This is a genomic window from Brevundimonas sp. P7753 (assembly GCF_013386595.1).
GTDB classification, from domain to species: domain Bacteria; phylum Pseudomonadota; class Alphaproteobacteria; order Caulobacterales; family Caulobacteraceae; genus Brevundimonas; species Brevundimonas bullata.
The window spans coordinates 39,159-64,880 of the sequence record NZ_JACARP010000020.1 but is presented as its reverse complement, the minus strand read 5'-3'; the positions used below and the strand labels follow the sequence as shown (position 1 = coordinate 64,880).

26 protein-coding genes are annotated in these 25,722 nt (G+C 68.3%); 16 read left to right on the top strand and 10 right to left on the bottom strand.

Features of this window, described 5'->3' with window-relative positions; genetic code table 11:
* Positions 1–39: 39 nt before the first annotated feature.
* Both HX774_RS04765 and rph read right to left on the bottom strand, forming a co-directional pair.
* Positions 40–480 (bottom strand): hypothetical protein, encoded by a 441-nt coding sequence (locus HX774_RS04765; RefSeq protein WP_178824683.1) that lies wholly within the window; start codon positions 478–480, stop codon positions 40–42.
* A gap of 84 nt (positions 481–564) precedes the next feature.
* Positions 565–1,281, bottom strand: a complete 717-nt coding sequence (gene rph / locus HX774_RS04760) for a ribonuclease PH (RefSeq protein ID WP_178824681.1) — start codon at positions 1,279–1,281, stop codon at positions 565–567.
* A 50-nt stretch (positions 1,282–1,331) separates the two neighbouring features.
* Between rph and hrcA the strand changes: the two genes are divergently transcribed.
* Together hrcA and grpE are read left to right on the top strand one after the other, a co-directional pair.
* Positions 1,332–2,420 carry a heat-inducible transcriptional repressor HrcA gene (gene hrcA / locus HX774_RS04755; protein ID WP_370523340.1) on the top strand — a complete coding sequence of 363 codons (1,089 nt, stop codon included), beginning with the start codon at positions 1,332–1,334 and terminating at the stop codon, positions 2,418–2,420.
* Positions 2,417–3,061 (top strand): nucleotide exchange factor GrpE, encoded by a 645-nt coding sequence (gene grpE, locus HX774_RS04750; RefSeq protein WP_178824679.1) that lies wholly within the window; start codon positions 2,417–2,419, stop codon positions 3,059–3,061. The genes hrcA and grpE overlap by 4 nt, the downstream gene beginning before the upstream one ends.
* A 211-nt stretch (positions 3,062–3,272) precedes the next feature.
* Here grpE and HX774_RS04745 read toward each other — a convergent pair whose 3' ends face one another.
* A complete protein-coding gene (locus tag HX774_RS04745) occupies positions 3,273–4,178 on the bottom strand; it encodes a dienelactone hydrolase family protein (RefSeq protein ID WP_178824677.1) in 906 nt (301 codons plus the stop codon).
* 73 nt (positions 4,179–4,251) lie between these two features.
* Positions 4,252–4,884, bottom strand: a complete 633-nt coding sequence (locus tag HX774_RS04740) for an alpha-ketoglutarate-dependent dioxygenase AlkB (RefSeq protein ID WP_255500044.1) — start codon at positions 4,882–4,884, stop codon at positions 4,252–4,254.
* Between the two features lie 432 nt (positions 4,885–5,316).
* On the opposite strand from HX774_RS04740, the gene dnaK reads away from it, so the two are divergent.
* From dnaK to HX774_RS04720, 4 genes are all read left to right on the top strand, one after another.
* Entirely contained in the window at positions 5,317–7,227 is a 1,911-nt protein-coding gene (gene dnaK / locus HX774_RS04735) for a molecular chaperone DnaK (RefSeq protein WP_178824674.1), read from the top strand.
* A 184-nt stretch (positions 7,228–7,411) separates the two neighbouring features.
* Entirely contained in the window at positions 7,412–8,620 is a 1,209-nt protein-coding gene (dnaJ, locus tag HX774_RS04730) for a molecular chaperone DnaJ (protein ID WP_178824672.1), read from the top strand.
* Positions 8,617–9,366, top strand: coding sequence for a 4-hydroxy-tetrahydrodipicolinate reductase (gene dapB, locus HX774_RS04725; protein ID WP_178824670.1), 750 nt, complete (start codon positions 8,617–8,619; stop codon positions 9,364–9,366). Before dnaJ ends, dapB begins: the two co-directional genes overlap by 4 nt.
* 7 nt (positions 9,367–9,373) lie before the next feature.
* Positions 9,374–10,297 (top strand): DMT family transporter, encoded by a 924-nt coding sequence (locus tag HX774_RS04720; RefSeq protein WP_178824668.1) that lies wholly within the window; start codon positions 9,374–9,376, stop codon positions 10,295–10,297.
* A 72-nt stretch (positions 10,298–10,369) separates the two neighbouring features.
* Here the strand turns inward: HX774_RS04720 and HX774_RS04715 are convergent, their stop codons facing one another.
* From HX774_RS04715 to HX774_RS04705, 3 genes are all read right to left on the bottom strand, one after another.
* A complete protein-coding gene (locus tag HX774_RS04715) occupies positions 10,370–10,921 on the bottom strand; it encodes a DUF4440 domain-containing protein (RefSeq protein WP_178824666.1) in 552 nt (183 codons plus the stop codon).
* Positions 10,922–10,975: 54 nt separating this feature from the next.
* Positions 10,976–11,980, bottom strand: a complete 1,005-nt coding sequence (gene rarD, locus HX774_RS04710; RefSeq protein ID WP_178824664.1) for an EamA family transporter RarD — start codon at positions 11,978–11,980, stop codon at positions 10,976–10,978.
* Between the two features lie 113 nt (positions 11,981–12,093).
* Positions 12,094–13,140 carry an aspartate-semialdehyde dehydrogenase gene (locus tag HX774_RS04705; protein ID WP_114817182.1) on the bottom strand — a complete coding sequence of 349 codons (1,047 nt, stop codon included), beginning with the start codon at positions 13,138–13,140 and terminating at the stop codon, positions 12,094–12,096.
* Between the two features lie 159 nt (positions 13,141–13,299).
* Here HX774_RS04705 and zapE point away from each other — a divergent pair, with 159 nt between their 5' ends.
* Positions 13,300–14,430 carry a cell division protein ZapE gene (gene zapE, locus HX774_RS04700; RefSeq protein ID WP_178824662.1) on the top strand — a complete coding sequence of 377 codons (1,131 nt, stop codon included), beginning with the start codon at positions 13,300–13,302 and terminating at the stop codon, positions 14,428–14,430.
* A 256-nt stretch (positions 14,431–14,686) separates the two neighbouring features.
* On the opposite strand, the gene mdh is transcribed toward zapE, so the two are convergent.
* The gene (gene mdh / locus HX774_RS04695; protein ID WP_114817180.1) at positions 14,687–15,649 is read right to left on the bottom strand and encodes a malate dehydrogenase; all 963 of its coding nucleotides are present in this window, start codon (positions 15,647–15,649) and stop codon (positions 14,687–14,689) included.
* Positions 15,650–15,788: 139 nt separating this feature from the next.
* Here mdh and HX774_RS04690 point away from each other — a divergent pair, with 139 nt between their 5' ends.
* The 8 genes from HX774_RS04690 to HX774_RS04655 all read left to right on the top strand — a co-directional run bounded on the left by HX774_RS04690 (position 15,789) and on the right by HX774_RS04655 (position 21,928).
* On the top strand, positions 15,789–16,538 hold the full coding sequence (locus tag HX774_RS04690) for an EcsC family protein (protein WP_255500042.1): 750 nt from the start codon (positions 15,789–15,791) through the stop codon (positions 16,536–16,538).
* Positions 16,535–16,951: an HIT domain-containing protein gene (locus HX774_RS04685; protein WP_178824658.1), complete on the top strand. Its 417-nt coding sequence runs from the start codon at positions 16,535–16,537 to the stop codon at positions 16,949–16,951. Before HX774_RS04690 ends, HX774_RS04685 begins: the two co-directional genes overlap by 4 nt.
* 200 nt (positions 16,952–17,151) lie before the next feature.
* On the top strand, positions 17,152–17,529 hold the full coding sequence (sdhC, locus tag HX774_RS04680) for a succinate dehydrogenase, cytochrome b556 subunit (RefSeq protein WP_178824687.1): 378 nt from the start codon (positions 17,152–17,154) through the stop codon (positions 17,527–17,529).
* On the top strand, positions 17,526–17,924 hold the full coding sequence (locus HX774_RS04675; RefSeq protein ID WP_178824656.1) for a succinate dehydrogenase, hydrophobic membrane anchor protein: 399 nt from the start codon (positions 17,526–17,528) through the stop codon (positions 17,922–17,924). Before sdhC ends, HX774_RS04675 begins: the two co-directional genes overlap by 4 nt.
* A gap of 7 nt (positions 17,925–17,931) precedes the next feature.
* Positions 17,932–19,716 carry a succinate dehydrogenase flavoprotein subunit gene (gene sdhA, locus HX774_RS04670; protein ID WP_178824654.1) on the top strand — a complete coding sequence of 595 codons (1,785 nt, stop codon included), beginning with the start codon at positions 17,932–17,934 and terminating at the stop codon, positions 19,714–19,716.
* 13 nt (positions 19,717–19,729) lie between these two features.
* A complete protein-coding gene (locus HX774_RS04665; RefSeq protein ID WP_178824652.1) occupies positions 19,730–20,527 on the top strand; it encodes a succinate dehydrogenase iron-sulfur subunit in 798 nt (265 codons plus the stop codon).
* A 272-nt stretch (positions 20,528–20,799) separates the two neighbouring features.
* Positions 20,800–21,120: a 2Fe-2S iron-sulfur cluster-binding protein gene (locus HX774_RS04660; protein WP_114817175.1), complete on the top strand. Its 321-nt coding sequence runs from the start codon at positions 20,800–20,802 to the stop codon at positions 21,118–21,120.
* A 1-nt stretch (position 21,121) separates the two neighbouring features.
* Positions 21,122–21,928, top strand: a complete 807-nt coding sequence (locus HX774_RS04655) for a kinase (RefSeq protein ID WP_178824650.1) — start codon at positions 21,122–21,124, stop codon at positions 21,926–21,928.
* On the opposite strand, the gene HX774_RS04650 is transcribed toward HX774_RS04655, so the two are convergent.
* Both HX774_RS04650 and HX774_RS04645 read right to left on the bottom strand, forming a co-directional pair.
* A complete protein-coding gene (locus tag HX774_RS04650; protein WP_114817173.1) occupies positions 21,900–22,754 on the bottom strand; it encodes an HAD family hydrolase in 855 nt (284 codons plus the stop codon). The two genes, HX774_RS04655 and HX774_RS04650, sit on opposite strands and share 29 nt — an antisense overlap.
* A 52-nt stretch (positions 22,755–22,806) precedes the next feature.
* Entirely contained in the window at positions 22,807–25,119 is a 2,313-nt protein-coding gene (locus tag HX774_RS04645; RefSeq protein ID WP_178824648.1) for a PAS domain-containing sensor histidine kinase, read from the bottom strand.
* A 155-nt stretch (positions 25,120–25,274) separates the two neighbouring features.
* Here HX774_RS04645 and HX774_RS04640 point away from each other — a divergent pair, with 155 nt between their 5' ends.
* Positions 25,275–25,682 carry a metallopeptidase family protein gene (locus HX774_RS04640; RefSeq protein WP_178824685.1) on the top strand — a complete coding sequence of 136 codons (408 nt, stop codon included), beginning with the start codon at positions 25,275–25,277 and terminating at the stop codon, positions 25,680–25,682.
* Positions 25,683–25,722 lie beyond the last annotated feature (40 nt).

Here is a 25,722-nt window from a genome sequence, read left to right as displayed (position 1 = left end):
CTCCCCATGAAGGGGAGGGAAAGGCGGCGGCGTTTGGGATCAAGCCGCGCATTCCTTCGGCTTGGCTTCATCCGGCCCGTACATGGCGCAGGAACGGTCGATCTCGCCCTGGATCATGTCGCAGGGGTTGGCGCTGTTGCAGGGCGGGCGGGTGGCGGGGCTGACCTGGATGCAGCGTTCGACCAGCCGCTTGGACCGGGCCTCGCCGATCTCGGCCAGGCAGGAGCCCGGCTCGCCGACAGGTTCTGCGGGCTTGGAGACGACGGGTTCGGTCTTGGGCTTGGGCGGGGCGACCGGGGCGGGCGCCGGCGTCGGCTCGGCCGTGATCGGCACGGCGTCGATCGGTTCCTGCGACAGGGAGGCGTCAGCGCCCGCGGTCGGCGCCTCGGCGGGCGCGGGCTGCGGCTGGCCGCACCCGGCCAGGGCGAGCGATAGAGCCACAAGGGAGGCGGCGAGGGCGGGGCGCATCATGGACGGCATGGGGCGGGGATCTCCGTTCGCAGAAGACCCCACCATGCCTTGATCAGCCCTCGCGGCCTAGTCTTCGGTTTTTAGTGGTCCAGCCTACTTGCCGAGCGCCGCGCGTTGCAGGGCGAACAGGTCGGTGCAGCCGATCTCGGCCAGTTCGAACAGGCGGTCGAACTCGGGACGCGAGAAGCCGCGCTTCTCGCCCGTGGCCTGGATCTCGACGATGCCGCCGGCGCCGGTCAGGACGAAGTTGGAATCGGCCTCGGCGGTGGAGTCTTCCTCATAGTCGAGGTCCAGAACCGGCAGGTCGTTGAAGATGCCGCAGGACACGGCCGCGACCTGATCGATGATGGGGTCGGTCTTCAGCACGCCCTCGTCCTTGAGGTAGTTCAGCGCCGTCGCCATGGCGACCCAGGCGCCGGTGATGGAGGCGGTGCGGGTGCCGCCGTCGGCCTGGATGACGTCGCAGTCGATCAGGACCTGACGCTCGCCGAGCGCCTTCAGGTCGACCACGGCGCGCAAGGAGCGGCCGATCAGGCGCTGGATTTCCTGGGTGCGGCCCGACTGCTTGCCGGCGGCGGCTTCACGACGGCCGCGCGTGTGGGTGGCGCGGGGCAGCATGCCGTATTCGGCCGTGACCCAGCCCTGGCCGGTGTTGCGCATCCAGCCCGGCACTTTTTCCTCGATCGAGGCGGTGCACAGGACCTTGGTGTGACCGAACGACACCAGGCACGAGCCCTCGGCGTAGCGGTTGACGCCGGTTTCCAGCGTGACGGTGCGGAGTTGTTCGGGGGTGCGTTCGGACGGGCGCATGGGATTTCCTTGGAACCTGAGTGCGGCGTGCTTATCCTGAAAGCGTGAGCCTGTATGCCCCCCACCCGTCGCCGTTCGGAAGCGCCCCCGCCGGGTTGGGGACGCTGGACGCCCGTGCGCGCGATATCTTCCGCCGCATCGTCGAGACCTATCTGGAGACGGGCGAGCCGGTCGGGTCGCGCACCATTTCGCGCGGGGGGCTGGCCCTGTCGCCCGCGTCGATCCGCAACACCATGCAGGACCTGACCCTGGCGGGCCTTTTGGCCTCGCCGCACACCTCGTCGGGGCGGGTGCCGACCCATGCGGGTTTGCGTCTGTTCGTCGACGGCCTGCTGGAGGTCGGCGACATCGGCCAGGACGAGCGACGCGAGATCGACGCGCGGCTGGCGGGGAAGGGCCGCAATTTCGAAGAGGCCCTGGACGCCGCCACCAATCTTCTGTCCGGTCTGGCCGGCGGGGCGGGCATCGTCGCCAGCCCGGTGCGCGACGCCGGGGTCAAGCACGTCGAGTTCGTGGCCCTGGGCCATGATCAGGCCCTGGCGGTTCTGGTCGGCGACGACGGCACCATCGAGAACCGGCTGATGCCCCTGTCGGCGGGGGTGACGCCCTCGACCCTGACCGAGGCCTCCAACTTCCTCAACGCTCGGCTGAAGGGCCGCCCCCTGGCCGAGGCGCGCACCGAGATGAGCGCCGAGCTGGACGCCGCTCGACGCGAGCTGAACGTGGCCGCCGCCCGTCTGGTCGAGGACGGTCTGGCCGCCTGGTCCGGCGGGGGCGAGCGTGATCGGTCCCTGATCGTGCGCGGCCGCGCCAACCTGTTGCAGGACGCCCAGGCGGTCGAGGATTTGGAGCGGGTGCGCGTCCTGTTCGACGACCTGGAGCAGAAGGAACAGCTGATCGGCCTGCTGGACGGCGTTGGGGCCGCGCAGGGCGTGCGCATCTTCATCGGGGCCGAAACGCGGTTGTTTTCGCTTTCGGGTTCCGCCGTGATCGCGGCGCCCTATATGACGGGTCGGCAGCGGATGCTGGGCGCCATCGGCGTCATCGGCCCTGCAAGACTGAACTATGCCCGTGTCATACCGTTGGTGGACTATACCGCCCGGGTGCTGGGCCGGATTCTGGACGGACAAGAGACGTGAACGACATCAACGACGAGACCCGCGACCAACTCGAACAGGATATGGGAGAGGCCGCCATCGATGCCGCAGCCGAAGGCGCGGACGACGGCGACATGGCCGTGGTCGACGCCCTGATCGCCGAGCGCGACCAGTGGAAGGACCGCGCCCTGCGCGCCGTGGCCGACGCCGAGAACACCAAGCGCCGCGCCGAGACCCAGGCCAACGACGCCCGCGCCTACGCCATCCAGCGCTTCGCCAAGGACCTTCTGAGCGTGGCCGACACCTTGGAGCGCGGCCTGCTGTCCGCGCCCAAGGTGCTGGAGGGCGTCGAGGCCGACAGCCCGGTCGCCGCCATGGTGACGGGTCTGGAGCTGACGCAGAAGTCCCTGCTGTCGGCCTTTGAGTCCAACGGCCTGACGCGCGTCGCGCCCGAGCCGGGCGAGGCCTTCGACCCTCACCTGCATCAGGCCGTGATGGAGCAGCCCTCGGACAGCGTGCCGGGCGGCACGGTGATCCAGACCCTGCAACCCGGCTACGCCCTGTTCGGCCGCACCGTGCGCGCCGCCATGGTGGTGGTCGCGGCCAAGGGCTCTGGCCCGGCCTCGGGCGGCGCCTATTCGGAAGCCAACACGACCGGCGGGAATTTCGACGCCAAGGCGTGAGTGTCGGCTGATTGAGAACGGGAAAGGCCCGGAGCAGACGCTCCGGGCCTTTTTTATTTGAACCGCATCCTTTCGCCGTCACCCCGGACGGCCCGAAGGGACGATCCGGGGCCCAGGCGTTCGCCTTCATGGCATGGCCGGTGAAGTGTCGACCGCCTGGGTTCCGGGTTCGCTTCGCGCCCCGGAATGACGGCAGGGGCCTATGGCGGGGTCAGTGCTTCAGTCGCGCCTCGAACAAGGCCAGCAACCTTGCCCAGCCGTCCTTCGCGTCCGCCTCGCGGTAGCTGGCGCGATAGTCGGCGTGGAAACCGTGCGGGGCGTCGTCGTAGAGGATGATCTGGCTGTCGGTCTTGCCGGCGGCGGCCAGGGCGTCGTTCATCGCCTTGACCGTATCATTGGGAATGCCGCTGTCCTGTCTGCCATAGAGGCCCAGCACCGGGGCCTTGAGCTCGCCCGCCAGATCGACCGGCCAGGGGCGCCCCGCCGTCTTCTGTTCGTCGGTGGCGTTGGCGGCGGGGGCCAGGCGGCCGTACCAGGCGACCCCGGCGTCCAGCATCGGGAAGCGGGCGCAGGCCTGCCACACCACCTTGCCGCCCCAGCAGAAGCCGGTGATCCCGACCTTGTCCGACTTGGCCCAGGTCTGCTGGCCGATCCAGTCCAGCGTGGCGGCCACGTCGCCCATGACCTGCTCGTATCCGGCGGCGGCCACGATGGTCATGATGGATTGCATGTCGCTGAGCGGGGCGGGGTCGGCCTTGCGCACGAAGAAGGCCGGGGCGACGGCGGCGTAGCCGGCCTTGGCCAGGCGACGGCAGATGTCGCGGATGTATTCGTGCACGCCGAAGATCTCCGACACGACGATGACGACGGGGAAGGGGCCTTCGCCCTCGGGCCGGGCGACGAAGGCCGGCAGGTCGAAACCGTCGGGCGCGGCATAGGAGACGTTGGCGGTGGTCAGGTCCGCGCTGTCGGTGGTGATCGGTCTGGCCGCCTGGCTCAGCGCGGCAGGGGCGTAGGCGGCGAAGGCGACGCCGCCGAGGGCGGCCACGCCCAGACTGCGGCGGCTGGGAGCGATCTGGTCGGCGCTCAGGCCCTCGGGCCGGGTGATCAGGGTCATCGCGGGTCTCCGGTGCGGCGTCAAAATGAGGCGGGGACTGTGGCCCGGCTTTGACGCCGCCGTCGAGTCCCCTTCAGCGCGCCCGCCGCAGCGTCAGATTGATGCGCCCGCCGCCAGGGACCAGCTGCGACGACCCCGCCAGCAGGCGGTCGATCCCGTGCCGCGCCAGCCTTGCCGGTCCCGTCAGGGCGCAGACGTCGCCGGAGGCCAGCTTCAGGCTTTGCGTCTTGCCGCCCTCGGCGGGGCCGATGCGGAACACCGCCGTATCGCCCAGCGACACAGACAAGACGGGGGCGGTCAGGTCGGCCTCGTCCTTGTCCTGATGCAGGCCCATCTTCGCCTCATGGCGATAGAGGTTGACCAGACAGGCGTCGGGCGGGGCGGGCCAGCCGGTCAGGGCGTCCCATAGGTCGAGCAGGGTCTGCGGCATCGGCGGCCAGGTCTGCTCGGTGATCGGATGGGTCGCCTGATAGCGATAGCCCGCCTGGTCCGAGACCCAAGCCAGCGGCCCCATGCCGGTCATCTCGACCGAAAACGGCCGTCCGCCGGGGGTGACGGGACGATAGAAGGGCGCGGTTTGCGCCGCCGCCATCACCTCGGTCAGCAGGGCCTGTTGGGCTTCTGCGTCCAGCGCGCCGGGCCACAGGCGAAAGCCGGGCAGGCCGGTCGGGGTTTCGCGGGGACGGTCGGCGGTCATTCTCTTCATTTAGGACCCTTCTCCCGATGGGAGAAGGTGGCCCGAAGGGTCGGATGAGGGGCGTCGGCGTCTGTCGGCGCAAGCCGTCGCAGAGCCGTCAATACGGCTGACGCCGACTGACATCTTAACCCCTCACCCTTTCGCCTTGCGGATCGCCTTCGGCTCTCCGAGTCTCAAGCCCTCTCCCAACGGAGAGGGTTCGCGTAGGAAACGGCGCCGAATCCGTCCTGAACCGCACGAAACCCTTGCAGCCCCTGCGGTCTTTCCCATATCCGGGCCTGTCCGGAAGAAACCCCGAAATTCTTGGGGCTTTCGACCGAAACCATTCAACCCGCCCGACCGGATGTCCGGGACGGCTTTCAGCCCAACTGGGGGCGGTCACGCGCGGCGCTTTTCGAAGGCCGCCGCATCGCCCGCCGCAAGGAGTGAAAAGACAAGCTCATGGCCAAGATCATCGGCATCGACCTCGGCACGACCAACTCGTGCGTGGCCGTCATGGACGGCAAGAACCCCAAGGTCATCGAGAACGCCGAAGGCAACCGCACGACCCCGTCGGTCGTGGCGATCCAGGACAGCGGCGAGGTCCTCGTCGGCCAGCCTGCGCGCCGCCAGGCGGTCACGAACCCGACCAACACCTTCTTCGCCATCAAGCGCCTGATCGGCCGCAATTTCGATGACCCGGTGGTGGCCAAGGACAAGGGCATGGTGCCCTATGAGATCGTCAAGGGTCCCACGGGCGACGCCTGGGTGCGCGCCCACGGCAAGGACTATTCGCCGCAACAGGTTTCGGCCTTCACCCTGGGCAAGATGAAGGAGGCCGCAGAGGCCTACCTCGGCGAGACCGTGACCCAGGCCGTGATCACCGTTCCGGCCTACTTCAACGACGCCCAGCGTCAGGCGACCAAGGACGCCGGCAAGATCGCCGGCCTGGAAGTCCTGCGCATCATCAACGAGCCGACCGCCGCTGCTCTGGCCTATGGCCTGGAGAAGCACGAAGGCCAGAAGATCGCCGTCTATGACCTGGGCGGCGGCACCTTCGACGTCTCGATCCTGGAGATCGGCGACGGCGTCTTCGAGGTGAAGTCGACCAACGGCGACACCTTCCTGGGCGGCGAGGACTTCGACCTGCGTCTGGTCGACTACCTGGCCGACGAGTTCAAGAAGGAACAGGGCGTCGATCTGCGGACCGACAAGCTGGCCCTGCAGCGCCTGAAGGAAGAAGCCGAGAAGGCCAAGAAGGAGCTGTCCTCGACGGCTCAGTACGAGGTCAACCTGCCGTTCATCACCATGAACGCCTCGGGCCCGCTGCACCTGAACATCAAGCTGTCGCGCGCCAAGCTGGAAGCCCTGGTCGACGACCTGATCCAGCGCACGATCGAGCCCTGCAAGAAGGCCCTGGCCGACGCCGGTCTGAAGGCCGGCGACATCGACGAGGTCGTCCTGGTCGGCGGCATGACCCGCATGCCCAAGGTCGTGGAAGCCGTGAAGGCCTTCTTCGGCAAGGAGCCGCACAAGGGCGTGAACCCTGACGAAGTCGTGGCCCTGGGCGCCGCCGTTCAGGCTGGCGTTCTGCAAGGCGACGTCAAGGACGTGCTGCTGCTGGACGTGACCCCGCTGACCCTCGGCATCGAAACCCTGGGCGGCGTCTTCACCCCGCTGATCGAGCGCAACACCACCATCCCGACCAAGAAGAGCCAGGTCTTCTCGACCGCCGACGACAACCAGTCGGCCGTGACGATCCGGGTCTTCCAGGGCGAGCGTCCGATGGCCGCCGACAACAAGGTACTGGGTCAGTTCGACCTGATGGGCATTCCGCCGGCGCCGCGCGGCATGCCGCAGATCGAGGTCGCCTTCGACATCGACGCCAACGGCATCGTCCACGTCACCGCCAAGGACAAGGCGACCAACAAGGAACAGTCGATCCGCATCCAGGCCAACGGCGGCCTGTCGGACGCCGACATCGAGAAGATGGTCAAGGAAGCCGAAGCCAACGCCGCCGCCGACAAGGTCCGCAAGGAGCTGGTCGAGGCGACCAACGGCGCCGACAGCCTGATCCATTCGACCGAGAAGGCCCTGGCCGAGCACGGCGACAAGGTCGACGACGCCACCAAGGCGACCATCCAGTCGGCCCTGGACGACCTGAAGGCGGCCAAGGAAGGCTCGGACCCCGAGGCCATCCGCGAGAAGACCAACGCCCTGTCCCAGGCGGCGATGAAGCTGGGCGAGGCCATGTACGCCGCGCAGCAGGGCGCCGGTGAAGACGGCGCGTCGGAAGCCGCTCCGGCTGACGACGGCGTGGTCGACGCCGAGTTCGAGGAAGTCTCGGACGAAGACGACAAGAAGAACGCGTAACGAAACGCGGCTTATGACGACCGGCCCCGCTTGCCAGACGGCAGGCGGGGCCGTTTCATAAAACTTGCATCATTCGACCGGGCGCCCATGTCAGCAGACATGGTCTTTGGGTCATTCGCGACCGCACGATCCGAGGCTCAACACGGACGGCGGGCGCCGAGAAAAGTAAGAGGACGAACGCCTGATGGCGCAGCGTGACTATTACGAAATCCTGGGGGTCGAGCGCACGATCGACGCGCCGGGCCTGAAGTCGGCCTATCGCAAGCTGGCCATGGTTCACCACCCGGACCGCAACGGCGGCTCGGAAGACTCCCTCGCCAAGTTCAAGGAAATTTCCGAGGCCTATACGGTCCTGTCGGACGAACAGAAGCGCGCGGCCTATGACCGTTATGGTCATGCGGGCGTGAACGGCGGCGCCGGCGGCGGCGACCCGTTCGGACGCGGCGGCGGCCAGGGCTTCCACGACATCAACGACATCTTCTCCCAGGTCTTCGGCGACGCCTTCGGGGACGCCTTCGGCGGCCGGGGCGGCGGGCGTCAGCAGCAGGGCGGACCGCGTCGCGGCTCGGATCTGCGCTACGATCTCGAGATCACCCTGGAGCAGGCCTACAAGGGCGCCGAGGTCGAGATCGCGGTGCCCACCACCATGACCTGCGAGGTCTGCGACGGCTCGGGCGCCAAGGCCGGGACCAAGCCGACCATCTGCTCCACCTGCGGCGGCGCCGGGCGCGTGCGTCAGGCCAACGGCTTCTTCCAGGTCGAGCGCACCTGCCCCCGCTGCGGCGGCTCGGGCGAGATGATCGCCGACCCCTGCGGGACCTGTCACGGTCACGGCCAGGTCCGCAAGAACCGCCAGCTCAGCCTCAAGATTCCCGCCGGCGTCGACGACGGCTCACGCATCCGCCTGTCGGGCGAGGGCGAGGCCGGTCAGCGCGGCGGTCCGCGCGGCGACCTCTATGTCTTCCTGTCGGTGCACGACCACGAACTGTTCGAGCGCGACAACCTGGACCTGCTGGTCACGGTGCCGGTGCCGATGACGGTGGCGGCCCTGGGCGGCGTCGTCGACGCCCCCTGCCTGGTGTCCGAGGCCTGCGACGGCAAGTGCAAGGCCACGGTCGAGGTGCCCGCTGGCGCCCAGACCGGCAAGACCATCCGCATCAAGGGCAAGGGCATGCCCCACCTGAACGGCCGCCAGCGCGGCGATCTGGTGGTGGAACTGTTCGTCGAGACCCCCGCCGATCTGACCCCGCGTCAGAAGGAACTGATGCAGGAGCTGGCCGCCTCGTTCGGGGAAAGCCAGAATCCGCGCAACTCCAGCTTCGCGGGCAAGGCCAAGCGGTTCTGGGCTGATATCCTGGGCGGCGACGCTGACAATCCGAAAGAGACTGTGTGAGCGACATCTTCCACGCCGGCATCTCCGGCGCCCGGGGCCGTATGGGCCGCGCCGTTTCGCAAGTTCTGGACGCCCGTGAGGACGTGGTGGTCGCTGCCCGTTTCGACCGCGGCGAGACGCCCGACCTGAAGCTGTGCGACGTCATCATCGACTTCTCGACGCCTGAGGCCTCGGTCGAACTTGCGCGCGCCTGCGCCGAGCGCGGCGGTCCGGCCCTGGTCATCGGCTCCACCGGCCTGTCGCCGGAACAGGACGCCCTGATCGAGGCGGCGGCGGAAAAGATCGCCATTGTCCGCAGCGGCAACTTCTCGCTGGGTCTCAACATCCTGATCGGTCTGGTCGAGCACGCGGCCCAGCGTCTGGACGGGCGCGACTGGGACATCGAGGTGCTGGAGACCCATCACCGGCGCAAGGTGGACGCCCCCTCGGGCACCGCCCTGATGCTGGGCGAGGCCGCCGCCAACGGCCGGGGTCGCGATCTGGAAGAGCTGAAGACCGCCCCCTACGACGGCATCACCGGCCCGCGCGAACCGGGCAAGATCGGTTTTGCGTCCTTGCGCGCCGGCGGCGTCATCGGCGAGCATACGGTCCTGTTCGGATCGGAAGACGAGCTGCTGACCCTGTCGCACTCGGCCATCGACCGCTCGCTGTTTGCCAAGGGCGCCGTGGCCGCCGCCGCCTGGGTCCGCAACCGCCGCCCCGGCCTCTATGACATGCAGGACGTGCTCGGCTTCCGTCAGGCCTGACCGGCGGATGAGCCGCCAGGGCGTCAGACAGGGGACCAGCTACGGCATGGCGCTGCGGGCCGCAGCCGCCCTCAGCTTCTCCCTGATGTACGCCCTGATGAAGTGGGCGGCGACGCTGGAGCCCGTCTCGGCGGGCGAGATGGTCTTCTACCGCTCGCTCTTCGGCCTGCCGGTGGTGTTGTTCTGGGTTCAGAGCGCGAAGGGCGGGCTGGCCTCGCTCTCGACCCGCCGACCCATGGTTCATGTCTGGCGCTGCGCCCTGGGCGTGACCGGCATCCTGCTGATCTTCCAGGGGCTGAAGCTTCTGCCTCTGGCCGACGCCACGACCATCGGCTTCACCGCCCCCATCTTCGCCACCCTGCTGTCCATCCTCTTCCTGAAGGAGAAGGTGGGGCGGCATCGCTGGACGGCGGTCGTGCTGGGCTTCCTCGGCGTTCTGGTCATGGTGCGTCCCGGCGCCGAGGGCGCGCCGCCGCTGGCCGGCCTGCTGTTCGCCCTGGGCGGGGCCTTCGTCGCCGCCGCCGTCACCGTCACCCTGCGTCAGCTGGGCAAGACGGAATCGGCCACCGCCATCGTCTTCTGGTTCTTCGTCGCCTGCGCCACGGTCGGCGGGGTCCTGACCTTGATCGACGGCCACAGCCATAGCTGGGCGGTGCTGGCCGTTCTGGCGGCGGGCGGTCTGGCGGGCGGTCTGGCGCAGCTGCTGATGACCACCTCGCTGCAACACGCGCCGGTTTCGGCCCTGGCCCCGCTGGACTATCTGCAGATGGTCGGCGCGGTGGTTCTGGGCTGGCTGCTGCTGAGCGACGCGCCGACGGCGGCGACCCTGGCGGGGGCCGCGCTGATCGTCGGCAGCGGTCTCTACACCGCCTGGCGCGAACGGGTCCTGCACCGCGAGATCACGCCGCCGTCGCCCAACGCCTCTGTTTGACGGGCCGCGCCACGCATCTTGTTCGGCCACACGGGCCGCAACCGCGCGACCTGTGGATCACCCAGGCCTCGATCAGGCGTCGGCGCCCCAGGCCAACTGGTCGTGGACGATGCGCCAGCCGTCTTCGGTGCGGCGCAGGACGCGGGTGAAGAGGCCGCGATGGGTCTTGCCTTCACGACGCATCACCACGCGGCCCGAGACGACCGTGGTGTTGACGTCGAACTGCAGGGTCTCGAACCACTCATAGGTCATCTGACCCAAGCCGCCGGGCTGGACGGCGCGAGCTTCCAGGGCGGCGCGCACGGCGTCCGGGCCCTTGATCGGGGTGTCGCCAAGGAAGACCAGCAGGGGCTCGTCGGCGACATAGGTGGCCATGACCGCGTCCACATCGCCCGACGACCAGGCTTCGGCGGCGGCGTCCAGGGTGTTGCTGACGGCGTCGAAGGTCTCGGCCGTGGTCGGCACGACGACCGGCGGGGTCGCAGCGACGGGCGCCTCCGTCCGCGCGGTGCGGATGACTTCATCGCCGCCCCCCTGCATGCCCACGCTCTGGGCGCAGGCGGACGAGCCGGCCGCTAGGACGATAGACAGGGTGAGGGCGGCGAGAGAGCGGGCGCGGATCATCACCCCTTCTAGGCTGGAACGGCGTCGGACCTCAACGTGGGTTCTGTCCGGGCTTCAGCGCGAGGAGGCCGGGTCGTCGTCCATCGCGGCCATGCGATCCTCGGCGGGGTCGTCCAGCAGGCCGGGCTCGGGGGCGACGATGGTTTCGGCGGTGCGGCTGCCCCGGCGCACCTTGAGCACCGCCCCGACCGCGAAGACGCCCGCGCCCAGCCAGATGAAGGCGAAGGAGGCGATGCGCAGGGCTCCGAGCGCCTCGCCCTGGATCATGCCGATGAAGAAGACGATGGTCGGGGCCAGAAACTGCAGGAAGCCCATGCTGGACAGGGGCATGCGCCGCGCCGCCCAGGCGAACAGGGCGAGCGGGATGACCGTGGCGGGACCGGCGAACAGCAGCCACATTGTCGCGGCCGGGTTGGCGGTGAAATGGCCCTGTCCCGTCGTCTCGATGAAGATGACCCAGGCCAGACCAGGCGCGGCCAGCAGCAGGCATTCCATGAACAGACCCGTCTGGGCGTCGACCGCGACGCGCTTTCGGATGATGCCGTAGCCGGCGAAGCTGAAGGCCAGCAGCAGGGACACCCAAGGGGCGTGGCCGAGGGCCACGGCCTGAAGCACCACGCCGACGGCGGCCAGGCCGATAGCGGCGGCGCCGAAGCGGTCGATCCTTTCCCGGAACAGCCAGGCCCCGGCGGCCATGTTGAGCAGGGGGTTGAGGTAGTAGCCGAGCGAGGCGTCCAGCGTCCGGCCGTTGTTCACGGCGATGACGTAGGTGGTCCAGTTGGTGGCGATCAGCACCGCCGACAGGGCCAGCCAGCCCAGCACTTTCGGCTGGCGGAAGACGGAGACGACCTGGCGCCACTGACGCGCGATCAGCACCAGCAGCAGCGACCACAGCACGCCCCAGACCGCGCGGTGGCCCATGATCTCCCAGGCGTCGGCGCCCTGATGGGCCATCTGCTGGAAGACCAGGGGGATGAAGCCCCACAGCAGGTAGCAGATCGTCCCGGCCGCCAGGGCGGTGCGGGCTTCGGACGAGTTCGGGGAGGGGGGCGCGGTCACAGGGCGGACCTTTCGGCCTCCGCCGCGCCAGAGACGCCGCGGAGGCTTGGAGAGGATAGAACAGGGGCCTCAAGCAGCCCCGCGCCGCGCGCGGGGCGTTAGGCCCCCTTCGCTTAAACCGTCAGCGTGCGATAGCCGCTCGACGGGGTGATGACGCCGGTTTCGTCCAGCAGCTGGGCGATCTGCACGGCGTTCAAGGCCGCGCCCTTGCGCAGGTTGTCGGACACGACCCAGAAGGACAGGCCGTTCTCGACCGTCGGGTCCTTGCGGATGCGGCTGACGAAGACGGCGTGGTCGCCGGCGGCGTCGACGGGGGTGATGTAGCCGTCGTGCTCCAGCTTATCGATGACCATGACGCCGGGCGCCTCGCGCAGGATTTCGCGGGCCTCGTCCGGCTCGATCGGGCGATCGAACTCGACCGTCACCGATTCCGAGTGGCCGACGAAGACCGGCACGCGGACGCAGGTCACGGTCAGCTTGATCGACGGGTCGATCATCTTGTGGGTCTCGTCCCACATCTTGGCTTCCTCGTCGGTATAGCCGTCGTCGCGGAACGAGCCGATGTAGGGGATGACGTTGAAGGCGATCTGCTTGGGGAACTTCTTCGGCGTGGCGTCGCCCAGGCCGTAGATGGCCTTGGTCTGGTTCCACAGCTCGTCCATGCCTTCCTTGCCGGCGCCCGACACGGATTGATAGGTCGAGACCACGACGCGCTTGGCCTTGGCCGCGTCATGCAGGGGCTTGAGCGCCACGACCAGCTGGGCGGTCGAGCAGTTGGGGTTGGCGACGATGTTCTTCTTGCGCGCCAGCTTGACCGCGTCGGGGTTCACCTCCGGCACGATCAGCGGCACGTCTGGGTCCATCCGGAAGGCCGAGGAGTTGTCGATGACGATGGGACCGGCCTTGCCGATCTTTTCCGACCATTCCTTGGACACCTTGCCGCCGGCGCTCATAAGGACGAGGTCGACGGTCGAGAAGTCGAACTGCTCAAGATCCTCGCATTTCAGCGTCTTGTCGCCGAAGGAAACCTCCACGCCCTTGGATTTCCGTGAGGCGATCGCGTGCATCTTGTCGACGGGGAAGTTCAGTTCCTCGATGATGTTCATCATTTCGCGACCGACATTGCCGGTGGCGCCAACGACGGCGACGCGATAGCCCATGATTTAATTATCCTTGTAGGGGCGCTGGGGAGAAAAGCGGTTCTGCATTTGGGTCTTTCGCAAGCGCGAAGCAACCAGTTTTACCCAAATATTCCGTCCGCCGCGCAACGGAAAGCCCGCCGCCTTTCCTGATCGGCCCCTTGAGGCTATGCCGCTGGCATGACCTCCCGTATCCGCAACGCCTACGACATCCGCGTCGAAGAGGGCGTCATCGCCCCCGATCCGAAACAACTGGAGCTGCTGGCCGCGCTGGAACGGCTGGAGGCGGATCTGGCGAAGAAGGGCCTGTTCGGCCGCCCGCCCGAAGTGAAGGGCATCTACATCTGGGGACCGCCTGGGCGCGGCAAGTCCATGCTGATGGACCTGTTCTACTCGGCCACGCCCGAGCAGAAGAAGGTCCGCGCGCACTTCCACGCCTTCATGGCCCGCATCCACGACCTGGTGAAACAGTGGCGCGACGGCGACGCTCGCACCCGCAAGGCTGTGTTCGGCACCGCCAAGGGCGATGATCCCATCCCGCCGATCGCGGCCCTGATCGCCTCGGAAGCCCGGCTGCTGTGCTTTGACGAACTGCAGGTCACCGACATCGCCGACGCCATGATCCTGGGCCGGCTGTTCGACGCCCTGTTCGAGAAGCGGGTGGTGCTGGCCATCACCTCGAACCGCGCGCCGGAAGACCTCTACAAGAACGGCATCAACCGCCAGCTCTTCCTGCCCTTCATCGACATCCTGCGGGAACGTTGCGAGGTGGTGGAGACGGCAGGGGCGCGCGACTTCCGGCTGGACCGGATGGCCGGGGCCAAGGTCTGGTTCGCACCGCTGGACGACACGGCGCGTTCCGGCTTCGAGACCCTGTGGTCGGATCTCAAGGGCGGCGAGCCCGAGGAGCCCGCGGCCCTGCCGGTGCTGGGCCGTCAGGTTCGGGTCCAGCGCACGGTCGGCGGCATGGCGCGGGCCAGTTTCAGCGAGCTGTGCGGATCGCCGCTGGGGCCGCAGGACTATCTGGCCGTCGCCCGGCGCTTCCACACCCTGTTCCTGTCCGACGTGCCGAGGCTCAGCCCGGCCAACCACCACGAGGCCCGGCGCCTGGTGACGCTGATCGACGCCCTCTACGAGGCCAAGACGCGGCTGGTGGTCCTGGCCGAGGCCGAACCGGAAGCCCTCTACGCCGAGGGCGTCGGCGCCTTCGAGTTCGAACGGACGGTGTCGCGTCTGAACGAGATGCGCAGCGCGTCCTGGCTGGAGCAGAGGGGCGAGGACGACGAGGAGGAAGAGGCGGTTCACGCCTGAGGCGGCCCATTCCCTCGCCGCTCATTCCGGCGGACGCTGGGATCCAGTGAGAGCCTCAAATGTGCCGGTGGAAACGGGCGCCTTGATCCTGGCCCAGCGCTTGTAGCCAAAGCGCTGGATCCCGGCGTCCGCCGGGATGAGCGGGTTCAAAGGATGGCGCACGAAAAAGGGCCGCGCCTTTCGGCACGACCCCCTTCGTATTTCAGACGCCTAAGCGTTCGAGCAGCGAGCCGCCGCGCGGCTCGCGTTAGCGCCCTTAAGCCAAGGAAGGCTCGATGTCCTTGCAAGCCTGGATCAGGCCGTTCACCGATTCCACCGACTTGGCGAACATAGCCTTTTCGTCGTCGTTGGTGGTGAACTCGACGATCTTCTCGACGCCGGCGGCGCCGATCAGGGCCGGGACGCCGACGTAGAGGTCCGACAGGCCGTACTCGCCCGACAGCCAGACGGCGCAGGGCAGGACGCGCTTCTGATCCAGCAGGTAGGACTTGGCCATGGCGATGGCGGATTCAGCCGGGGCGTAGAAGGCCGAGCCGGTCTTCAGCAGGGCCACGATCTCGCCGCCGCCCTTGCGGGTGCGCTCGACGATGGCGTCCAGGTCGGCCTGGCTCAGGAAGCCGGCGGCGACGGCGTCCGGCAGCGGCAGGCCGCCCACGGTCGAGTGGCGCACCATCGGCACCATGTCGTCGCCGTGACCGCCCAGGGTCCAGGCGTGGATGTCCTGCACCGAGACGCCGGTCTTTTCCGCCAGGAAGTAGGCGAAACGCGCCGAGTCCAGCACGCCGGCCATGCCGACGACCTTCTCCTTGGGCAGACCCGAGAACTTCTGCAGGGCCCAGACCATGGCGTCGAGCGGGTTGGTGATGCAGATGACGAAGGCGTTGGGGGCGTGCTGCTTGATGCCCTCGCCGACGGCCTTCATGACCTTCAGGTTGATGCCGATCAGGTCATCGCGGCTCATGCCCGGCTTGCGCGGCACGCCGGCGGTGACGATGCAGACGTCGGCGCCCGCGATGTCGGCGTAGTCGTTGGCGCCCTTCAGGGCCACGTCCTGACCGAAGACGGCCGAGGCCTCGGCGATGTCGAGGGCTTTGCCTTGCGGCGTGCCTTCGGCGATGTCGAACAGGATGACGTCGCCCAGCGCTTCGCGCGCAGCCACGTGGGCCAGGGTTCCGCCGATCATTCCGGCGCCGATAAGGGCGATCTTCGCGCGAGCCATAGAGGTCTCTCCAGTCGATGTTGCGTGTGCGAAACGGTACTCGATGTCGGGCGGTCTAGACCCGCAGCGGAGCGGGAGCAAGCGTCGGGCGTTGCGCCTTTCGTCGGCCCCTGCGAGGGTCGCGCTGATCCAGAGAAGCATGATGACCGCTGCGGAAGACGATCGACAGTACGAAGCCCGCGTCCTCGCGGAAGCCGAGGCCTGGCGTGAACGCCAGCTGCGCCGCCCGGGCTTGTGGGACATGGCCACGCGGGCGACGCAGGACCGGATCAATCGGATCATTCCCGAGCGGGTGCACCAGATCGTGACCTCGGGCGTCGAGTTGACGACGCGGGGCATCATGACCGGCGCCGACTGGACCACGGCCAGGCCCCTGCTGCACGGCAGCCTTCGCAAGCGCGAAGAGCTGATCCAGACCCGCGTCGACTTCTATCGCACCACGGCCAGCGTCGAGGGCGGGGTGGCGGGGGCGGGCGGCTTCCTGCTGGCGGCGGCGGACTTTCCGGCCTTGCTGGCCATCAAGATCAAGCTGCTGGCTGAGATCGGCGCCCTCTACGGCCATTCGGGCAAGAGCCTGAGCGAGCGGCTGTTCCTGCTGCGCATCTTCCAGATGGCTTTTTCCAGCGCCCGGCATCGGCCCGAGGCCCTGGCGGCGCTGGAGGCGGCGGGCAAGGGCCTGCACCAGCCCGAACGCATCGAGGACTTCGACTGGCGCAAGTTCCAGCTGGAGTACCGCGACTACATCGACCTGGCCAAGATGGCCCAGCTGATCCCGGTCATCGGGGCGCCGGTGGGGGTCGTGGTCAACTGGCGGCTGACGACGCGGCTGGCGACGACGGCGATGAACGCCTATCGCCTGCGCTGGTTCGAGGACGAGCATCTGACATGACTGAGTTTCGCGCTGATCCCGCCTTCGAGGCCGGGTCCGTCTTCGCCGTCGACTGGCCCCTGTGCCAGGTGCGGCTGCAGGACGACGCCCGCTTCCCCTGGCTGATCCTGCTGCCCCGCGTGGACGGGGCGGTCGAGCTGAATGACCTGACCGCCGAGCAGCGCGCCGCTCTGATGGAGGAGATGGTGCGGGCGGGCGAACGGGTCCGCGCCCTGGGTCAGGCGGCGGGGCGCCCCGTCGACAAGCTGAACACGGCGGCTCTGGGCAATGTCACGCGCCAGCTTCATGTCCACGTCGTCGGGCGTCGACGCGACGACGGCTTGTGGCCCGATCCGATCTGGGGCCGCCCCGGCGCCGTGCCTCTGTCGGCGGACGATAAAGCCGCCCTGTTGCGAGCGATTCGCGAGGCCTGATCAGGAAATCGCGATCCGCAGCGCTTATACGGCCCGGTTCGTTGACACCCGGCCTTTGCGGTCACTAAAGCCTATCGCACTGCAACCGGACCTGTTTTTCCACAGGTTTTTTGAGAATCATTCGCATGTCGAACCTTCCCCAGGGTGCGGGCGACCCGACTGGCCGCTACGTCCGCCATCCCAATGGCCATGTGGCGCCGATGTCGCCCTTCACCGACGTCTGGCGGTGGCACGTGACCATGACGGCCTCCATCCTGTTCCGCGTCACCATCGGCGCGGCCACCATCGGCGCCGTCCTGCTGCTGGCCTGGGTCGCGGCCGTCGCCGCCGGACCTGAAGCCTACGCCAAGGTTCTGGCCTGCTCGTCCTCGCCGTTCGGCCTGTTCATCTGGTTCGGCCTGTCGCTGGTCCTGTTCTCCTTCCTGCTGAACGGGACGCGCCACCTGATCAACGACGCCGGCAAGGGCCTTGATCTGAAGTCCGCCAATCTGATGGCCAACATCGCCGTCTGGGGCCCCCTGGTCCTGGTCGTGCTGTTCTGGGCCGTCCTGTTCGCCGCCGGAAAGGTTTCGCTGTGAGCGCCGCCCCCAAGTTCAAGAACCATGTGAAGGTCTCCGAGCGCCACGGCGCCGGCGAATGGAAGATCGAGAAGCTGGCCCTGCTGGCCCTCATGCCGCTGGGCCTGTGGGTCCTGTCCAGCGCCTTCACCCTGGCCGGCGCCGGCTATGAGGCCGTGGTCGCCTGGTTCGGCAGCGCGCTGAACATGGGCCTGCTGGCCGTGACGGCGATCGTCTTCTTCCTGTTCGCCAGCCTGGCCTGGAAGGTGATCATCGAGGACTACGTCCCCGCGCCCTCGACCCGGACGACCCTGATCAACCTGTCGAACCTCGTCTTCCTCGTGCTGGCCGCCGCCAGCATCTTCTTCATCGTGCGTGTGGCGATGGGCTCCGCCCCGCTGCCCGCCGGAGTCTGATCCCGTCATGGCTGCTTACGAGCTTATCGATCACGAATACGACGTCGTCGTCGTCGGCGCGGGCGGTTCGGGCCTCCGCGCCGCTTTGGGCGCCGCCCAGCAGGGCCTGAAGGTCGCCTGCGTCACCAAGGTTTTCCCCACACGTAGCCACACGGTCGCGGCGCAGGGCGGCATCTCCGCCTCGCTGGGCAACATGGGCGAGGACAGCTGGCAGTGGCACATGTACGACACCGTCAAGGGGTCGGACTGGCTGGGCGACCAGGACGCCATCGAATACCTGGTCCGCAACGCGCCCAAGGCCGTTTACGAGCTGGAACACTGGGGCGTGCCCTTCTCGCGCACCGAAGAAGGCAAGATCTACCAGCGCGCCTTCGGCGGCATGACCCGCAACTTCGGCGAAGGCCCGGTGCAGCGCACCTGCGCCGCCGCTGACCGCACCGGCCACGCCATCCTGCACACCCTCTACGGCCAGTCGGTCCGTCGCGAGGTCAAGTTCTTCGTCGAATACTTCGCCCTGGACCTGATCATGCAGGACGGCGCGTGCACCGGCGTCACCGCCCTGCAGCTCGACAATGGTCAGATGCACCAGTTCCGCGCCAAGATGGTGGTGCTGGCGACCGGCGGTTACGGCCGCGCCTACTTCTCGGCCACCTCGGCCCACACCTGCACCGGCGACGGCAACGCCATGGTGCTGCGCGCCGGCCTGCCGCTGCAGGACATGGAGTTCGTGCAGTTCCACCCGACCGGCATCTATGGCGCCGGCTGTCTGATCACCGAGGGCGCCCGCGGTGAAGGCGGCTATCTGACCAACTCGGAAGGCGAGCGCTTCATGGAGCGCTATGCGCCGACCGTGAAGGACCTGGCCCCGCGCGACATGGTCTCGCGCTCCATGACCATCGAAATCCGCGAAGGCCGGGGCGTGGGCCCGAACAAGGACCACATCTTCCTGCACCTGGACCACCTGGACCCGAAGATCCTGCACCAGCGCCTGCCGGGCATCTCGGAATCGGCCAAGATCTTCGCCGGCGTCGACGTGACCAAGGAGCCGATCCCGGTCCTGCCGACGGTCCACTACAACATGGGCGGCATCCCGACCAACTATCACGGCGAAGTCCTGACGCTGCGCGACGGCAACCCCGACAGCGTGGTTCCGGGCCTGATGGCCGTGGGCGAGGCCGCCTGCGTCTCGGTGCACGGCGCCAACCGTCTGGGCTCCAACTCGCTGACCGACCTGGTGGTGTTCGGCCGCGCCGTCGGCCTGCGCTGCGGTGAAGTCGTCGACAAGGCCTCGGCCGTGCCCTCGGCCTCCAAGGCCCAGACCGACGAGCACCTGGCCCGTCTGGACCGCTTCCGCAACGCCTCGGGCTCGACCCCGACCGCCAAGCTGCGCCTTGAAATGCAGCGCGCCATGCAGTCGGACGCCGCCGTCTTCCGTACCGGCAAGACCCTGGACGAGGGCGTCGCCAAGCTGCGCGCCATCGACGCCGCCGGCGCCGACATCAAGACCACGGATCGCGGCCTGATCTGGAACACGGACCTGATCGAGACCCTGGAATACGACAACCTGATCGCCCAGGCCCTCGTGACCATCGAAGGCGCGGCCAACCGCACGGAATCGCGCGGCGCCCACGCCCGCGAGGACTTCCCCGACCGCGACGACGTCAACTGGATGAAGCACACCCTGGCCTGGAAGCGTCCGGGCGAAGGCGTTCAGATCGACTACCGTCCGGTCCACAAATACACGATGACCGACGACGTGGCCTACATCGAGCCCAAGGCTCGGGTTTACTAAGGGAGTCCCGCAGATGGTTCAGCTCACTCTCCCGCGCGGCTCCAAGCCCACGACCGGCAAGGTCCACAAGGCCCCGGCCGGCGCCAAGAACGTCAAGACCTACAAGGTCTATCGCTACGACCCGGAAACGGATTCCGATCCGCGCTGGGACAGCTTCGAGGTCTCGTCCGACGATCACGGCCCCATGCTTCTGGACGCCCTGATCCACATCAAGAACGAGATCGACCCGACCCTGTCCTTCCGTCGCTCGTGCCGTGAAGGCATCTGCGGCTCCTGCTCGATGAACATCGACGGTCGCAACACCCTGGCCTGCACCAAGGGCATGGATGAGTGCTCGTCGCACAACATCACCATCGCCCCCCTGCCTCACCAGCCGGTGGTCAAGGACCTGGTGACGGACCTGTCGCTGTTCTACGCCCAGTACGACTCGATCCAGCCCTACCTCCAGTCGGACGAGCCGGACCCGGAAACCGAGCGTCTGCAGTCGCCCGCCGACCGCGAGAAGCTGGACGGCCTGTACGAGTGCATCCTGTGCGCCTGCTGCTCGACCTCCTGCCCCAGCTACTGGTGGAACCAGGAAGAGTACCTCGGCCCGGCGGCCCTGCTGCAATCCTACCGCTGGATCTCGGACAGCCGCGACGATGCGACCCAGAAGCGCCTCGATGACCTTGAGGACCCCTTCAAGCTGTATCGCTGCCACACGATCATGAACTGCGCCCAGGTCTGCCCCAAGGGGCTGAACCCGGCCAAGGCCATCGCCGAGACCAAGAAGCTGATGGTCGCGCCGAGCCGCAAGCGCGCGGCGGCCTAAGAGCCTCCTGCCTTTGGATCCGAACAGCCCCCGGCGCCGACAGGCTCCGGGGGTTTTTCATGCGCGATTTCCGTATGCCGTCACCCCGGATGCCCGCAGGGGCGATCCGGGGCCCAGGCGGTTCATCAGGCTGGGGCTGAGCGGTTTCTGGCGTCTGGGTTCCGGGTTCGCTTCGCGCCCCGGAAGGACGGCACGAGGAGGCGGAGCGGCTCGACCGCTTTTTCATCGCCGTCTGGGCTTGCCTACAACGCGGCCTGGGCTAAGACGCCTGCATGGCCAAGATCACCTATATCGAGCACGACGGGACCGAGCACACGGTCGAGGTCAAGACCGGCCTCAGCGTCATGGAAGGCGCGATCCGCAACAATGTGCCGGGCATCGACGCCGACTGCGGCGGCGCCTGCGCCTGCGCCACCTGCCACGTCTATGTGGACGAGGCCTTCGCCGCCGAGACGGGTCGCCCCTCGGCCATGGAGGAGTCGATGCTCGACTTCGCCGAGAACGTCGAGCCGAACAGCCGTCTGTCCTGCCAGATCCGCGTCAGCGACGACCTGGACGGCCTGATCGTGCGCCTGCCGCAAAGCCAGCACTGAGATGATCGACGCCCGGCTGCTGGACGCGGTCGGGGCCCTCATCAACGCCCATGCGCGGCCCGGCCATGTCCCGCTGATCGGGATCGCCGGGGCGCAAGGCAGCGGCAAGACCACGCTGGCCCGCGCCGCCGCCGAAGGCTGGGGCGCGGCGCATCTGTCGCTGGACGATGTCTATCTGACGAAGGCCGAGCGCGAGGCCAAGGGCAGGGCGGTCCATCCCCTGTTCGCCGTGCGGGGGCCGCCGGGGACGCACGACCTGGGGCTGCTGGAGGCGACGGTGGAAGCCCTGCGCGCCGCCGGTCCCGACAGCCGCACAGCCCTTCCCGCCTTCGACAAGCTTGCCGATGATCGCCGCCCCGAGGCGCAATGGCCGCTGTTCGCGGGCCGCCCGTCGGCGGTGCTGGTGGATGGCTGGTGTCTGGGGGCGACGGCGCAAGCTGAGGCGGACCTCACGGCGCCGATCAATGCGCTGGAACGCGAGCGGGACGGGCAGGAGGCATGGCGACGCGCCGTCAACGAGGCGTTGGCCGGGCCCTACGCCGACCTGTTCGCCCGCTTCGACGCCGTCCTGTTCCTGAAGGTGCCCACGTTCACCGCCGTGCTGGACTGGCGCTGCGAACAGGAGGCGGGGCTTCTGGGACTGGCGCCAGTTGATCTGCCGCCAGAACGTCGCGCCGAACTGGCCGTCTTCATTCAGGCCTTCGAGCGCATCACCCGCCATATGCTGACGGGTGGCGTCCGAGCCGATCTGACGTTTGATCTCGCCCGCGACCGGACAATCAGTCCGCCGGCATCCGGCCGTAGTTGACGGCGATGCGGCCGATCAGGCCCTTGACGATCAGGTCGACCGGCGTGCCCTCGCGATAGTCGCCCTCGGCGACGAAGTTGACACGGTCTTCCGAGATCAGGCGGTGGATCTTGTTGTGGTCGCGCGGCGTATTGTCGGGGTCATAGACGGCGATCGAGAAGCCGCCCTTGGTGTGCATCATCTTCATGGTCGGCACGTCGGTGTCGCCGTCGCCGAGGAAGATCATCCGGTCGAACGGAATGGGGCGCTCCTCGTCGGGGATGAAGCGGTTGATGCGTTCGTCGTCCCAGTGGTTGTGCACGCCCTTGTTGATGCGGAACAGGTACTGGGTCTTGGTGGTGTAGTTGACGCCGACGGCGGGCCAGACGGCGACCTCGTTTTCGTCATAGGCGTATTTCGAGGCGAAGACGTGGGTGAAGGCCTCGGCGATGGGGCAGCCCTGGATCATCTCTTCCAGGCCCGCCGAGATGATGTAGTGCTCGATCTCGAGGCCGTACTGGGCGCCGAATTCGTTCATGCGGTCGAACCAGGAGCGATCCCGCAGCCCCTCGAACAGCGCCACGTCGCGGCCGTGATCCCGCAACGTCTGACGCGTGACAGGCGAGCCCTGCTCGCGCGCCGTTTGCAGCATCATCTGCATGTACATCAGGATGCCGTCGCCGTCGGAGGCGATGGTCCGTGGGCGGACGGTCTCGTTCCAGAACTGGGCCGGCGTCATCCCGATCGAGGGGATGAAACTGACCTCCTGCATATTGCCCCGCGCCAGAGTGCCGTCGAAATCATAGATGATGGCGGTCTTGAGCAGGGGGCGGGTCGTGTCGGCCATGGGGTCGTCCTGAGGGCTTGGACACGCCCTCTAGCACGAGATCAGGCGAACATCAGCCCAGCAGCAGTTCCGGCGCCGCCGTGGGGGCCGTGGCCTCGACCGGCAGGTGCAGGATGAAGGCCGCGCCCTTGCCCGGTTCGGACTGAACCTCGGCCCAGCCGCCGTGCAGTTCGACCAGGGCCTTGACCAGGGCCAGGGCCACGCCCGGCCCACCGCGCTCGCGCCGCACGAAGCGGTCGAAGACGTGGGCTTGAAGATGATAGGGGATGCCCCGCCCGGTGTCCTCGACGCGGATGCGGACCTCGCCCGCGCCGACCTCGGCGGTCAGGGTCACGGCCCCGCCCTCGGACACGGCGCGGCAGGCGTTTTCCAGCAGGTGATCGACGGCCTGACCGATGCGGCGGGCGTCGCCGCGGATCGGCTTGAGACGAGGCGGACAGGCGACGGTCAGGACGGCGCCGCGGCCTTCGATCTTGGCCCGCACCTTTTCGGCGGCGGCCTCCAGAAGGTCGCAGACGCGCATGTCGCCGAGCGTCAGCTCCATCTCCCCGGCGTCGATCTGGGCCATGTCCAGCACGTCGTCGATGGAGCGGGCCAGATGGCTGGCGGCGACGCGGATGGCCCCGGCGTGCTGGCGGCTGCGCTCGGGCAGGTCGCCCATGGCTTCCAGCAGTTCGGAATAGCCGACGATGGTGGTCAGAGGGGTGCGCAGTTCATAGGAGACGCTGCCGACGAACTCGCGCTTCAGCGCCTGGCTTTCGGCCAGGGCGGCTTCCTTGGCGGCCAGGGCCTGTTCCAGCTCGCGCCGGGCGGTGACGTCGGAGAAGGCGACCAGGGTGGCGCCGTCGGGCAGGGGGCGGGTCTGCCAGGACACCACGCGGTCGTCGTCGGTGCGGCCTTCGCCCGAGATGGGCACGCGGCTTTCGGGATCGGGGTCGGCGACGCGCGCCTTCAGCCCCAGCCACAGGGCGGCGTCGTCCAGAACCGGGCGGCACAGGGCGGCCACGGCGTCGAAATCGCCCGCCTCGATCAGCCGCTCCGCCGACACGCCCCAGAAGGTCTCGAAGGCGTCGTTGTGCAGCCGCAGCCGCCCGTCCGAGCCGAAGACGGCGACGGCGTCGTTCAGCTTGTCCAGCGTCGCCGTCTGGACCTGGATCTGGGCGTTGTAGCGGCTGCGCAGCTGCAGCTCGTCGGTGATGTCCGAGAAGATCAGCAGGATGCCGCCGAGCGGATGCGGCTGGCGCACCACGCGCAGGGTCCGCCCGTCGGGCAGGGACCAGCTGTCGTCGGGCGAGGCCTCGGCGGCGCCGTAGAATTCCAGCTCGCTGGCCTTCCACCCGGCGTAGTCGATGACCTCGGGCAGCTGGCGCTTCTGGCGCAGGCGGTCCAGCAGCTCGGCGTGGGTCGGGCGCTCGTCCAGCCAGGCCGGGTCGATGTTGAACAGCGACTGGAAGGCGGTGTTGTGGAAGGCCAGCCGCTTGGCCGGGCCGAAGATGGCCACGGCGTCGGCCAGGTGATTCAGGGTTTCGTCGTGGGCCTCGACGTGACGGCGCAGGGTGTCGCGCGTCTCCTCGGCCTCGGTCATGTCGATGGCGAAGGCGATGACGGCGCCGCGCCCGCCCGCCAGAGGCTCGGCCAGGATGCGCCAGGCCTTGCGGCGCCCATCTGACGACACCCAGCGGAAGCCGTCCTGACGCGCGTTCAGGCGCGAAGCCTCAGCCACGATGGCGTCGGCGCCGCGATCGAAGCTGAGACCCTGCTCGTGCGCCTCGGCAAGGGTCTCGGCCCGCACCTCGGTCAGCCAGGCCCTGTTGGCCCAGATCAGCTGCCCGGCCCCGTCGACCACCCAGGTCGGGGCGGGGGAGGCTTCGGCGAGGGCGCCCAGGCCGGCGTCGGCGGCGGTTTCCGCCCCGCCCAGCTTCGACAGGCGCAGCCAGGCCGAACCGCCGAGCGCCCGGCCCTCGACCGCCCAGGCGCCGTCGGCGGATTCCAGCAGGGTCTCGAACGGCTCGCCGCGCCGGACCAGCCCCTCCATCTGTCCCGTGTGGGTTTCGTTCAGCGCCCGGACGATGGCCTCGGCCGCCGCCGCGCCTTCGCGACCGGGCGCGAGCACCGCCAGGGCTTCAGGCGCGCCGAACACCGACTGGGCGTGACCCTCGGGCGTCAGGGCCAGCCGCACGTCGTCGAAGACGTTGAGGGCGCCCTCGCAGGCGGCGGCGTGGGCGCGTTCGCCTGACAGCCAGGCCTCGACCTCAGCCTCACGCGCGCCCAGACGCTTGCGCAGCCGCCAGGCCCAGGCGCTGATCGCCAGCGCCAGACCCGCTGCGCCCGCAGTGGCCACATAGGCGATGTCGGCCTCGGCCATCGCGTCCCCAGAAAAATCTTCGATCAAGCGGCCAGCGTCCAAAGGCGCCGACCGATTCGCGTTTACCATACCCTGATTGCGCGATTTGCGATGCGGCGAGACGGCCGATTGCGACACCGCCTGATGCGGGCGATATCGGGGTCATGACCCAGATCATGATCCCGGCGTGGAACGACCAGTCCGCCCCCTCGCTCGACGACTTCGCCCGGCTGGCCGAAGCCGCCTTCGCGGCTCTGCCCGCCCTGTTTCGACAGGCGGCCGGCGACGTGGTCATCCGCATCGACGACTTTGCCGACGAGGAGACCCTGGCCGAGCTGGAGATCGAGGACCCGTTCGAGCTGAGCGGCCTCTATTCCGGCGTCCATATCGGCGAGCGGGACGCCATGGGTCCGGCGCCTGAGCCGTCGCGCATCTTCCTCTATCGTCGCCCCATCCTCGACGAGTGGTGCGAACGCGGCGACGTCGGTCTGGCCGAGATCATCGCCCATGTCCTGATCCACGAGATCGGCCACCACCTCGGCCTCGACGACGATCAGATCCACGCCATCGAGGACGAGGACTGAAGGCGGGGCGCTCAGCGGTTGGACTCACTCGGCAGACGGC